Raw genomic sequence first — 13,051 nt, forward strand, 5'->3', positions numbered from 1 at the left:
CGTTGATCACTGGTTACAATTTTTGACCTGCCCGTTCGCTTTTAAAGTCTAAAATCAGCGAGGACGGGGGCGTGGTCAGAGGCAGCGTTGGTCCATCGGGTGACCGTGCTGAATTGGGTTTCATTATCGATATCCGGATCACTGGCTGTGAGCCGATCCAGTTTGTACATGCCACGTCGTTCCACGCCGGCACTGATGAAACGATCTTTTAACGGTTTCGAAACAAGTACATAGTCGATCTGCTCAAAGCTGTTGTAATGGTAAGTCCAGCGTTTTGCGGGATGATTTGGAAATTGTAATTCCAGTACATCGTATAAATAGCGGACGTCCATCAGCGGTTTCAAAGGACCGCTATTGGGGGTATCATTCAAATCCCCGGCGACCACCACCCAGTCGTTTCTCAAATCATACTTCTTCAAAATATCCGCAATTGCCTTTGCCTGACGTTTTCTGCGCGCATCTGCTGTTCCGCTATAATCATAGCCTTTGCTTTTTAAGTGATTACAGAGCACGTACAGACTCTTACCATTAGGTAATATCACTTCGTATTCCGGGCAATCGCGACTGAAGGTTTTACTCCTGCTGGTGCCGTCAAACATGTGCGTCCAGATTCCTCCGAGTGGATATTTACTGTATAACCCTACGTCAATTCCACGTCGATCGTTGCCATCAAGCAACATCTCATAGCGATATTTGGAACCGAGAACATCCGTGTCAAAGCGTTTCAATCCCGGTCGATTATCTGCTTCCACGATACAGGCAACGTCCGCATTCACTTTACGGATCACCTTACCTGTATTCTCTCTTCCGACCTTGGAGAACTTTGCTTTAATAAATTCCACGGTTAAATCACAATCGCCAATTCCGGAGGCCTTGACGCCAACGATTTTTCTTTGCCGCCTCTTCCACAGCTTACTACCGCGATCCTCACGAATCTTGATATATTTTTTCAACGGCTGTTTATTGTTCGCAGGATCACCTTTCTCAAATTCCTTAACGAGTCTGGTTTTGTCAGCGGCAGTGTACGTTCTCTTTTCCAGAATCTTGCGAAACGCACCAATTCGCTTCAGCAGGTCATCACCAATCGACTTATCCTGAAAGTTAAAAACCTTTAGCCGTTCAAACAAATTTTCCACATTAAAACTGGCAACTCGAAACTGGGTCTGGGGCATAATTCAATCTCCTGAAACAATTTTTTGTACAAGGTTAGATTTCTAATTCTGATTCCAGTAGTGCCTGCTTTTTGCGTTTGTAATTAATTGAGAAGACGTGCTAAGAGCAGCCTATATCCCTATCTGCCGGTCACTTCGAAAGCTGACCGGATCTGTAGCGATTTCACATCTGTGTCGCTGTTTGCGTTGATTTAATCGTTCATCAGCTACCTCCTTTCTGTAGATCTGATTGCTCATCTAATGATTTAACTCATTTTCCAAAAGCATCCAGGACTTCTTCTGCCATAACCACCTGAAAAAAGACATTTTCCTTTACAAGCCTTTAAAACAGATCGCGCTGGTCGGGGTTCTTCTTTTTTTTGCGTGTCGTTTTGGTTTTCTGTTTTGGTTTTGTCTTCTCGGTGGAGCCGACACCAGTGAGGAGTTCTTCCTGGTGGCGTTGTTCGTTGAGTTCCAGCAGGCGGGCGAGGACTTCGTCGCGGAATTCATCAGGCCAGCGCAGCCGCCACGGCTTTTTCTTCTTCGACTTCTTGGCGCCTTCGGTGTCCTCTTCTTCCTCGTAGTCCAGCAGAAATTCACACGTCGCCGACTCCGCCAGATCCTCCCAGCCATATGCCCGCAGCACCGCCCGGTCCATCTCGTCATGCAGCTCGCGCAGCTTGATAATTTCCGGAGATTTTTCGTGAGGGTCGTGGAACCGGTTGTAGGTTTTTGTGAGACCTTCGTTATTTTTAACTAATAGATCCTCACGAAAATCATAATATTCGAGTCCAGCATTCTCCAAATTGTTGCAAGACTCCTGACAACTATTAAAAAGTTCTGGAAAGGCAAAAGTTTCAAAGCAATCTGAAGGCGTATAACGTAACCTATCTTCCAACGATGATCCAAAAAAACGAGCCCAGATCTCATGAGGCCGAGATTGTAGAACCGCAAACCAGAAATAGTCACAAAGTGGAAAAACAGCTAACGCATGTGAAAATACGGATTCCGATGGCATAAAAACAAATGATAGGTCTTTACTATGTAATATAGTCACTAAAACCCGATCGAGTCCTTGACTTGCCAGCTTAAGCTCAGGCCGCGGACGAATGAATTGCCACCATTTCTCTTTAGCTCCTTTATCTTTTTGAGCCAGACGCTCTGGTTTTACTTTTTCTTCTATAATTTTCATTAACTCTGGCCAACCAGACCGTGCTTCTTCTTCTGTTCTTTCACCAAAGTTTATCACAAAACGGTGGTTTTCATGTGTAGGACTTGTATTGATTTCCTCACCGCCTATGTATGGAAATATACAATTTGAATTTCGACTATTTTCTTTTATCAATCTTTTCATTTCAGAAACGGGTGTAGCAATACCTTTCGAATCTGTATCATCAAAGGTAAAACCCATTCCCAACACAATACTACCTTGAAAACTCTTTCCTGCATTCGTAATCAGCCGCGCAGGATCATCATTTCCACCTCGATGAAAAAGAAAAGCTGTGATATTTTCTACTGTCACATTGTTTAATGTTCTTTGGGCAAAGAAGCTGCCTTTATAAATATGCAAAATGCTTACTATAACGGCTGCTAAGCCTGGCCACTTGACTCGACGTCGAGCATGATAGATATTTCCATTATTTGAGCAGATCCAACGTAGTCCAGTAGATCGAGTATCACCCTGACCAATCGTATTCGTGGCAATTAATCCCAAAGTAGCATTGCTTCTAAGCCAACCGAACGAAGCCCGAAAGAAATGCGAAACTAAATCAGCATTACCGTGACTTTTAGGATGAGACTCCATTAACCAGTCAAGATAATTTGTACGGTTTCCACTTATAACAGTATTCTTCCCAGCAAATGGTGGGTTCCCGACAAACGCATCAAACCCAGGATTCACGCGTGAAAAGACTTCGGGAAATTCAATCTCCCAGTGAAAGGGGGAGAGTGGGTGTTCGCCCCGTTGTAACTCCGCTGCTGCGGCAGCGACCGGGCCGCGTTTGTTGATGTCGTGGCCGCTTTCGTACCAGTCGGAAACTTGCTCGAACAGTTCCTCGCAGCGGGTTTCGCGTTCTCTCTTTTTCTTGCCCGCAAAAAAGGCACTGACGCAGGCATCGCCGGTCAAACGGACGACGTTCAACGCTTCCTCTGTCAGCGCCATGCGTTGTTCCTGGTCGCGATAGGGGGTGTCTTCGCGGGCGTTCAGAATTTTCGCCCGGGTGGCGGTTGCCTGGTCGAGCAGTTTTTGAATCCGGCCTTCATCAAATCGCTTCTGTTTTTTCGGTTCCCAGTGGAAGCCGATGATCTGTTCGCGGGTCAGGCCGACCAGCGAATCGCCGGCACGCAGAGAGTGATCCAGGAAGGTAAAGGGATGATCTTTGGCCAGCGTCACCAGCCAGAGCGACAGCTTGGCCAGGTCGACGGCCATTTCATTCTTATCGACACCGTACAGACACCGCTGCGCCACCAGCCGGCGGGCATACAGCAGTTCGTCTTCATCGGGGGGAATGTCGGTCGGCACCAGATCGTGGGCGTACCAGGCCTTGACCAGTTCATCTCCCAACTGGCGGCAGGTCTCCACCAGAAACGCACCACTCCCCATTGCCGGATCACAGACTTTCAACTCCAGGATCTGGGAGGGGTGAGGCGTGCCGACGGCGCGGGCGGCCTGCACCAGTTCAATGGCTTTCTCCGACTGTTCGACCCGTTTCTCCAGTTGGCCTTTCGTAAAGCGTTTCTTATCGGCCCGCGTCGGCTCATAGACTTCCGGCAGTTCCGCTTCCGGATCGCACAGCTGTTTCAGAATCGGTTCCAGTGTGGTGCGGACAATCGGTTCGGTCAGCGAGCGGGGCGTGTAATGCGAACCGCTGCGGCGGCGTTCATCGGAGGGCTGCAGCACAATCGCCTCGGCAGGCACCACACGCGGCGTCACCTTTTTGGCAATCTTCTTATCGAGGGCCAGCAGCAAATCATCGATCGAGGCAGCCGCCTTAAGCGCTTTGGCGTCCGCGGCCCCCAGCTTCTGATCGGCCTGGTCCTTAAGCCACTTCACCCGGTCTTTGCCCGGAGTCTCCAGCAGGGCTTCCAGGTCGATTGTCGCCGGTGCGCCGTGCGTTTTGACCGGTTTGATGGCAATCGATTTGCCGGTGGCGACTTCCAGGTTAAAGCCCATCACCGTTTCATACACGCTGCCGATCTGTTCGACGTCCAGCGTCCGGTAGCTGAGCCGTTCCCCATCCAGAATCAGCAGGTTCTGCAGCACGTTGAACACAACGCCATCCGAAATTCTGGGGATCGTTGTTAGTTGTTGGGGGTTAGTTGTTAGTTTTTGATTTCCTTCGAGGAAGGGGTAGCGTTCCGGGTCGAAGAGGTAGCCTTTGCGGGGAGGGAGTTTGAAATCGTGGTGCTGCCCCCCTTCGTAGACCAGGCGGAACAGGGTGAGCAGTTGCGACCAGGCGCCGTGCCGCTGGTTCATCGAATCGGGGAAACGGCCAGCGTCCTCACGCAGCCGATCGAACAGGCCGCTCACCGAATAATAATTGGAATACAGCGGATCGCTGGAGAGCAGGTCCCGGTCTTCCGCATACAACACAAACACCAGCCGCAGCAGGACGGTCAGCAGTCCCGCATAGACGTGGTTCGGATCCTCTTCCAGAATGTCGTGGAGCAGTTCCCCCTTACGGGCATCGTTGGCAGCCTGAAAACCCCACATCAGTTCATACAGCGCCGCCAGCACCTGTTCCGCCAGCTTGGTCGACACCGTATTCTGATACTTGCGGCTGTTTTCCAGAATCGCCGGCAGACGCTGGTTTTCCCCCAGCGTAAACAGCCGCTCGCTGCAGAGCAGCATATACAGGGCGGCAAACATCGGTCGGCCCGCGACCTGGATCATTTCATCGACATTAAACGTGGCATACCCACTGGTCTCTCCCCGGGGCGCGTAGACCAGTCGCAACTGACGCCCGTTGGAGAGCAGGCCGATGGGAACCTGCGTCTCCCGGAGCAGCCGCTCAAACTTCGCCTGCGGGGCGGCGTGCCAGTGCCGACTGCTGTCCGCTTCGCTTGGATCATCCAGCTCCGTTCCCGTGGGCAGTTCCGAAATCAGCACCATCCAGGGAATTTCCTCTTCCGCCGGTTTGAATTTCGCAACGGCGCGCGTGGGCCGGAGGGTCTCATGGTATTGCGGCAGGACGACTTCCAGAGCTGCCATAGTGCCCGTCAGTTCCCCGCGGGCAGGGATCTCCTGCAGATCTTCGGCTTCCCACTCGAGCACTTTCTGCGTGAATTCCGATAGATCACGAATTTCAGGAATCATCTCGCCTGATTCCTCACGGGGAAGACAATTCAGAAACTGCGCATGCCGGCCCATGACGTTCTGGTTGATATAACACTGCGCTTCCAGCAGCGCCGGTACAGAGACCACCAGTCCCACCGGCTGAACATAGCCAAGCCATTCAATGTGAGCGTATTCTTCAGGGGGTTTGGACATTGTTGTTGTTAGTTTTTAGTTGTTAGTTTTTAGGGATTTGATCAGACCGCTTAATAGGCGGCCTACTTCTTCTACAATTGGTAGTGCTTTGTCTGTTTTGTTGATGTAACCTAAGTTCGCCGCTATTAATAATTGTGTTGTTAATTCGGCTGTGGAACCGCGGGCGATTCCCAGGAACTGAATGAATTCCCCCGAAGAATTTCTTGCCTGTCCTTCTGCGATATTACTGGGAACGGAAACTGCAGAACGACGAATTTGAGATACCAATCCATACTTTTCATCATGGGGGAACGTCTTTGTCGTTTCATAAATATGAGTTACCATCGACATCGCCTTCTGCCAGGCAATCAACTCCCGATAATGCTTCGCCATGTCTCCTCCCAAAAAACTAAAAACCAACAACTAAAAACTATCCCGTCACTGGCCAGAGATAAACCAATCCCACCGGTTCAACGCGGCGGGATTTGACGGTGTACAGTTCCTGGATTCGTGTGGGTTCGGATTTCAGTTCTTCTTTGATCTCGTCCAGGCGTTTACCCCAGTAACGTTTGTTGGCGTTGAGCTGCTGGATTTCATCTTCTTCGTCGCCGAAATCCAGCTGCATCTGTTTCGGGTTCAATTTTGAAATACGCTTGATCGTTGAGTCGATGTGTTTCTGTTGCGTCTGCAGAATTTCCCGCATGGCTTTGGCTTCGGCCTCTCCGCGGGAAGCCAGTTTTAGTTCTGCTTCCCTGGCATATTCAGCACCCCGCGTTTCCAGATGGGGCAGGAGATCGTGAATATCCCCGGCCGCCGCCTGTTGCAGCTGGCTGATGATTTCCTGAGTCAGCTGCATGCCTCCGGCTTTCAACAGTGAATCATCCAGCAGAGAGAGGGTTTTGGCTTCTGTGTCTTTCCCATAAGGAGTCATTGGCTTTTTACGTATTTCCGGATCGGTCCAGCGTGCGGTAACGGGAATCAGCTCTTCATGCAGGCGGGCTGCTCCCAGACCATACAGGCACAAACGCCCCAGCAGAATCACGCGTGGAATCGAGTCTTTCGCCTGCGCAAAACAGGCCCGTGACAGGTCATGCAGCACAAAACCCTGTGCCGTGAAGCGACCGAGCAGCCGTTGAACCACGCGCTGTTCCAGGTGCAGATGGACATAATCATCTCCCACCAGTCCCGGATCTTCGAAAACGACTGGCCTGATCGGTGAGGAGTGCCGCCAGTCCCAGAGCTTCTGGTCCCGCTTACGAGGGACACGCAGAGTGTCCATTGTCTCCGCCCAGGACGGATCCGCACCGGATCGTTCATCGATGGCAGGAAATTCGAAACAGGTCAACCCGTTTTCGCCCTGTATCTGCTGCATGCCTTCCACATCCATCAGTTGCAGGGAACTGGTAATTGCGGCCTGAAAATGTTCTTCGCTCAGCCCAATACTCTTACGCGAATTCTCCAGCAGTGTTCGCAAGCGATCAATCTGTTCGCGCAGAGCATGCTGTCGCTCGCGAGCCGCTTCCAGGTCCTGTTCAATCGCAGAACGGCGGGAATCATCCAGGTCGGCAAACTCGATTTCACTTTCCAGCGAGTCCAGAAAATCATGCCTGATCCCCTGAGTCATCGTTTTCGCCAGATTAGAATCGATCACCTGGGAAAGGCTGCCTAGTTCTTCCTTAATCGTTTCCGTCTTGCGAACCAGCACCTGCAGAATGCGATCTTCGGGACGTTGCTGATAGACAAAATAATGACAGAAGACTTCCGGCATGGATTGCAGTTTACGGTCGATGCGACCATTCCGCTGCTCCATCCGACTGGGATTCCAGGGAACGTCGAAATGGAACAGATTGTGACAATAAGCCTGCAGGTTAAGCCCTTCGCGGGCGGCATCGGTGGCAATCAGAATACGGACCGGATGCTTACGCGGGTCCGTATTGAACGCCTTTTTGATCTCTTCCCGTTTCGGAGGGGGAGTGGGACCATGGAAGATCTGAATGCGCTGCTCAGCCTGGTCGCTGCCGGTAATCGCTGCTTCCAGGCGGCCCACCAGGTATCGCTTGGTATCATCGTATTCTGTAAAGATCAGCACGCGCGTCTCATTCCATCCGGCCCCGGCCTTTCCCAGTTCCGGACACATATTCTCTCGAATCCACTCGATCAGCTTCTCAGTGCGGGCATCTGACTTTCCCCGGGACTGCTCCGCGACTTCGGTCATTTCATCCAGGAGTTTCTGTTCATGCGCAAACAGGTCTTTCGCCGACATGTCTTCCAAAGGCCCAAGAGTGGCTGAGGAAGCAGCTTCAAACTGGGCATCTTCCTCCGCCCGAAGCTGGTCTTCTTCGAGAGTGGCTCGATCATCATCTGAATCGACAATGCCCGTTAGCAGGTCCAATGTTCTGAGGTCATGCTCATCCGCAGCTGAAGCTTCCTGAAGTTTCTCCCACTGGCGTTTGACAGTTTTCCGATGAACTTTCAGGGTGCGTGCAAATGCTTCGATTGAGGAGAGCAGACGTTGCTGCAGACCGGTGATCAATAATCCCGAAGCCGCCTGCTTGCGTTTTGTTTCATTTTTCAGTCGTTCCTCACGTGACTCCCGATATTCCTGGAGTAAACGGGACAGACGCAGTTCCGGCGCATCAGTCGGGAGGCCGTCGATACTGATCTGTACGACGTTACGCTTCGGAAAACCTCCCTGAATTTCGCGAATGTCTTCCTTGATACGCCGCACAATAACTTCATCCCGATATTTCGCCGTGACAGGAACTCCCCGACAGAATCGCTGCGGGTCGAGAATTTCCAACAGCGCAGAGAAACTGTTGGAGTGCCCGTTATGAGGTGTTGCTGAAAGGAAAAGCCGATGTTCAAAACGGGGTGCCAGATCGCGGACGGCACGGGTAATCTGGGAGTCAATCGCATATTTGGCACCACTGGAAGGAGCGGCATGATGCGCTTCATCCAGGATAAACAGTGATCCACCACGGAATGTCCCCAAATGATCGCGTAGCGGGCCGGCATAAGTCTCATCGATCAGTAACCGATGCGAAACCAGAAATCGCGTGTGTGTCCCCCACGGATTGACGCTGAAACCTCGTTCGCGTCGAACTCGTTTCATATAGTCTTTGTCGAGAATCTCAAAAGTCAGTCCAAAGCGGGCTTCCAGCTCTTCTTTCCATTGCAGGAGCATGGAAGGGGGGCAGGATACGAAGATCTCTTTGACCTTCTTGCGCAACAGCATCTCGCGGGCAATCAGCCCGGCTTCGATCGTTTTCCCCAGACCGACATCATCGGCGATAAACAGATTGACGCGAGGCAGCAGCAGCGCTTTGCGAAGGGGTTCCAGCTGATACGCGTCGAGCCGGATTCCAGCCCGGAAAGGGGACTGAAACAGCTTCGGATCAGTGGAAGTCACACAGTTCCACTTCAAAGTATTCAGATAGGCAGAGAAAAGTCTGGAATCGTCAAATCCTTTCGATGCGACTTCTTCCCATGCTTCCCCAGTGAGAATCTCTGGATCTAGTTCTTTCTCCCAGAGAACTTCCAGAGGCTGCCCTTGGTTATCGTCATCAACACAAGAGAGACGCACGAGCGTACTGTCAACCACCCGTTTGGGTTTGACGATCTCCTCGACCAGATAGGTTCGCTGCCGAACACGGGCTATTTGCCCGGGGGAAAGTGAATCAATCAATTGGCTCATAAGTTTATACTCTATCACTGCTTGTAGTTGATTCTTCAGCAACTGCCAAATTTACACTGAAATACAATCGTGCACAGCCAAAGAATCAGACTACCAACAGTCGAACCAGAATGCAATCAGTAGTAATATTGGATAGATAAAGTTCCTTTACATATCAAAGTGCACTCAAAAAAGAAATCAGATTCCTCAGTATGCTCCACAATATATGTTAAGTTGAGTGAGTTTCCTTAGAATGCCCATCAGTTAACTTATGAATGGATCAGTCAGCCACATTTTGTACGATTCTCATTTCGATACGACGATGAATAATATTTGGTCTAGAATTCATCCGACCGAATTAATTCATATTCCATTTTGCTCACCTGTTTTCAAAAGTAAACGTTGATGAATCGTGAACCCGATTCCGAGAATCATTCTGATCTAGTTTACGACATGACACAGCTGGCTTATTCCTGGCTAAATTAGGTAGAGTAAATATTTAAAGCATTTCGACGTGTGTCCAAGAAATTCCCTCTCGAAGAGATCGATTCACTCAATGGCCGAATCTTAAATAGCGAGATTGGAAGATGCTACACTCTATGTGAAAAGTGTGTCAAAAAGCTGGATAAGATCTATCAACCCCATCAACATGATCCCCGCAGGCTCGTTTTGGCAACGGAGCTCATTAAAGAAGCAAATGCTGAATGGCTGGAGCCAATTTGCTTCAAAGGTTACACTGCATTCACTGCCTTAGAAGCTGTCCATCACATTACAGAATCACTTTACAGCTCTGATTTCCAGGCAATCCCCTGCTGGGCAGAAGAAAGAGAGGATGCAGCATTTGAACTGGAGGAGAGCAGAAAGTTTTTAGATGATTTTCCTGAACTCAATACTGATTTTTTCAGCATGCTGCAATTTAAACTTGAACAACAGCAAATCATTGCCGAAAAGTCATTCAGGCCAGCGCGAACAGAAGACCGTTAGATTTAGTCAATCGAATTTTAAGTTATGGAACTATTCTTAAATAATTTAAAGATCTAAGTCCATGTATTTCTTACAGGTTAAATGGCTTCACAAATTTCAAGAAGAACCCGTTGTAATTTATGCTGAGTTAGATGATGAATTGTGGGAAATTCGAAAAATTGAAGAGTTTCCAGACGGAACATTCGGTTATGCAGATAAAGAAAATCATACAGAGTCTACCGAATTGTCTACATCACAATATCCTCCATTAGAGCAAATTGCTTCTAATCCAGAATTTGAATTGCAACACATAGATCAAGAAGAGTTTGAAAGAGTATGGCTTAACTCACACTCTTAAATTATAGCATTCCCGATTCCTTTAGAATTCACCCATAGACTAATTAACGGAGCGAGGAATTAAAAAACGCTGAGAACGATCAAATGGCACTCATATTTACATCTAAAATGAGTTAGTGGTCGTCTTGAATTTTTCAAGAGAGGCAAGAAAAGTTTGATTCCATGTTTGATTGTTTTTTATCATGGAATTCAGGATCGTAAGAAACTTTCTCATATAGGCTGTGATTGCCAGCTTCTTGGATTTCCCTCTTTTTAATAAAGATAAAATACTTTGTTTGATGCGGCTGTTCCAACAGGCTGATACAAACATCGCGATGTAGAGCAGACAGCGAATGGAACTTCGGTCGCTATGCGTTCGTCCTTGTCCTTAACAAATCACACTACTACTGGATTTTCATCTCTCAGTCGATTGCTCTGATCAAGTAAAATATGATAGTACGAGCCAGAGAAAGCTCGTATGTGATCGGTTTATTCTGCTTGTAGATTGGCCCTGTTTTACTTATGCGTCATTGGAGGCCGTCAATCATGGTGTTCTGGTATGTATCTTGTCTAAACTTTCTCAAAATGCACATTTTGACTTCGTACCATCTTCGCCAAGGGCATTCACCAGTCAAGCAAAGACTTTTGCGCAGTTTTGTCTCGGATATGGTAAAACGACACGTTAAAACTCTCTGTTTTTTGTTGAAAATGATCCGAAACGGGGTCCTCCATAATGCACATCGGGAAGTGGTTTTGGTGGCGGTCTCTGAAATTTGTCTCTTTCCAGGGGTTTTTATAGTGCTGAGAAATGCAGGGGAGCAGAACTTCACCCGCGAAATTTCACTGCCTCGCGCGCGCGACGCAGAAATTAAGAGTTTCGAAAACGGGAGCCACCCGTCAAGACGAAGATCGACACTTTTTTGGAAGGGAGGAGGGCAGATGAGCCCTGTGATCACTTGCGGATCACTGAAGAAATACGCCCGAGTGGATTCGAACCACTGACCTACGGATTAGAAGACTGAACGGACTCACAAAGTCTGATAGTAGTCATACGATAGACTCTATGTATAAGGTTGACCTTGTCCCCTAAACCGAATCCAGAACTTGATATACCTGATCAGGATTCTGGACCTAGTAAGGAGGAGGCAATCATGCCCACCAAGTGTGTATTCGATGCTATAGACCCCACATCTAAATTGTATCAACTAACAATCAAACTAGGTCAGAAACACAACAAGCAAACATTGAGTTAGGTGTCTCGTGTCATACTTGGGGCACGTCAGTCTATACTTGAATACAAAATCATGTTAATCTTTTGCAGTAATTTTCAATTAAAACTCTTAACAGGAGATATATATGGCCGATTATATGGAAGAAAATTTAGACATGCCTTTGTCAAAAGTTTTAGATGTCATTCAAGATCGTATCATGACAAAAACTACTTATTTCGGAGTACCAGCACTTAAAAGTCCAACTGATTTCTGGATCTACCAGGAGATCATGCATGAGACCAAGCCAGATGTAATTATTGAAATTGGTAATAATTGTGGCGGCGGCACACTGGCTTTGGCTCACCTCTGTGACCTTCTTGATAAAGGTAGAGTTATCGGAATCGATATTTCACATGAAAATGTACCCGATCTCGTAAAAAATCACCCACGTATTACACTCATTGAAGGGGATGCCTGCAATTCATTTACAGTTGTGAGTAAACTCGTCTCATCTTCCGATAGAGTACTAATTATCGAAGATAGTGCCCACACTTACAGCAATACACTGAATGTCCTAATGTGTTATCAATCACTGATCAAGCCAGGCGATTATTTTATTGTGGAAGATGGGATTTGCCATCATGGATTAAATGTGGGACCAAATCCAGGACCTTACGAAGCGATTGAAGAATTTGTAAGAACTAATTCTAATTTTGAAATTGATCGTGATCGAGAATCTTTTTTGGTCACATGGAACCCTAAAGGTTATTTAAGACGAGTGTAAGCTATAGATCAGACAAAGGATCGTGAATTAGTAGAGATAGCAGTGGCCGACTAACTGGGAGAATAAATTTTTACCGTGATTCTGAACGTGAAATCCGTATGCCATCTACTATTATTTTTTTTAGTCGGGGGTTAGATGTGATTTACAAATCCCCAAAAGAAGACAGTAACAATTTGGAACGCTTCTGAAGAACCACGTAGCATTTTACGTAGCACTCCAAAAAACTAGAGCAAACCACATCTACAAAGAAAGCCATAAACCAGATTGGTTTATGGCTTTCTAAATACGCCCGAGTGGATTCGAACCACTGACCTACGGATTAGAAGTCCGTTGCTCTATCCAGCTGAGCTACGGGCGCAAAAGTAATCGTTTGACACTCATGCGGTCAGGCCAGTTCACTCTGGAACTTCCCTTGACCGGAAAGGGATTTTAGCTTGAAAGTGTTTTCATTCTCAAGACTTATGA

The 13,051-nt window shown here is 48.1% G+C and carries 7 protein-coding genes and 1 tRNA gene; 3 read left to right on the top strand and 5 right to left on the bottom strand.

All coding sequences use genetic code 11. The features are described from left to right. Positions 1-41: 41 nt before the first annotated feature. The 4 genes from V202x_RS11780 to drmD form a co-directional block, all read right to left on the bottom strand. Positions 42-1,172 (bottom strand): endonuclease/exonuclease/phosphatase family protein, encoded by a 1,131-nt coding sequence (locus V202x_RS11780; protein WP_145174692.1) that lies wholly within the window; start codon positions 1,170-1,172, stop codon positions 42-44. A gap of 322 nt (positions 1,173-1,494) precedes the next feature. After that, entirely contained in the window at positions 1,495-5,640 is a 4,146-nt protein-coding gene (locus tag V202x_RS11785; RefSeq protein ID WP_145174695.1) for an Eco57I restriction-modification methylase domain-containing protein, read from the bottom strand. Positions 5,641-5,655: 15 nt separating this feature from the next. Next, positions 5,656-6,012, bottom strand: a complete 357-nt coding sequence (locus tag V202x_RS11790; protein WP_145174698.1) for a four helix bundle protein — start codon at positions 6,010-6,012, stop codon at positions 5,656-5,658. Between the two features lie 37 nt (positions 6,013-6,049). Further along, complete coding sequence (gene drmD / locus V202x_RS11795; protein WP_145174701.1) at positions 6,050-9,313, bottom strand: DISARM system SNF2-like helicase DrmD; 3,264 nt, start codon at positions 9,311-9,313, stop codon at positions 6,050-6,052. Positions 9,314-9,808: 495 nt separating this feature from the next. Here drmD and V202x_RS11800 point away from each other — a divergent pair, with 495 nt between their 5' ends. The 3 genes from V202x_RS11800 to V202x_RS11810 all read left to right on the top strand — a co-directional run bounded on the left by V202x_RS11800 (position 9,809) and on the right by V202x_RS11810 (position 12,586). Next, positions 9,809-10,276: a hypothetical protein gene (locus V202x_RS11800; protein ID WP_145174703.1), complete on the top strand. Its 468-nt coding sequence runs from the start codon at positions 9,809-9,811 to the stop codon at positions 10,274-10,276. Between the two features lie 61 nt (positions 10,277-10,337). Further along, positions 10,338-10,613 (top strand): DUF6881 domain-containing protein, encoded by a 276-nt coding sequence (locus V202x_RS11805; RefSeq protein ID WP_145174706.1) that lies wholly within the window; start codon positions 10,338-10,340, stop codon positions 10,611-10,613. A 1,334-nt stretch (positions 10,614-11,947) separates the two neighbouring features. Continuing rightward, on the top strand, positions 11,948-12,586 hold the full coding sequence (locus V202x_RS11810; RefSeq protein ID WP_145174709.1) for a CmcI family methyltransferase: 639 nt from the start codon (positions 11,948-11,950) through the stop codon (positions 12,584-12,586). Between the two features lie 284 nt (positions 12,587-12,870). Here the strand turns inward: V202x_RS11810 and V202x_RS11815 are convergent. Next, positions 12,871-12,944 (bottom strand) — tRNA-Arg (locus V202x_RS11815). Positions 12,945-13,051: the final 107 nt, after the last annotated feature.

Source organism: Gimesia aquarii (genome assembly GCF_007748175.1).
In the GTDB taxonomy this organism is placed as follows: domain Bacteria; phylum Planctomycetota; class Planctomycetia; order Planctomycetales; family Planctomycetaceae; genus Gimesia; species Gimesia aquarii_A.

Bases quoted from the DNA above. Each gene is read 5' to 3' on its own strand.
- V202x_RS11780 (WP_145174692.1), bottom strand. From the start codon at position 1,172: ATGCCCCAGACCCAGTTTCGAGTTGCCAGTTTTAATGTGGAAAATTTG.
- V202x_RS11785 (WP_145174695.1), bottom strand. From the start codon at position 5,640: ATGTCCAAACCCCCTGAAGAATACGCTCACATTGAATGGCTTGGCTAT.
- V202x_RS11790 (WP_145174698.1), bottom strand. From the start codon at position 6,012: ATGGCGAAGCATTATCGGGAGTTGATTGCCTGGCAGAAGGCGATGTCG.
- drmD (WP_145174701.1), bottom strand. From the start codon at position 9,313: ATGAGCCAATTGATTGATTCACTTTCCCCCGGGCAAATAGCCCGTGTT.
- V202x_RS11805 (WP_145174706.1), top strand. From the start codon at position 10,338: ATGTATTTCTTACAGGTTAAATGGCTTCACAAATTTCAAGAAGAACCC.
- V202x_RS11810 (WP_145174709.1), top strand. From the start codon at position 11,948: ATGGCCGATTATATGGAAGAAAATTTAGACATGCCTTTGTCAAAAGTT.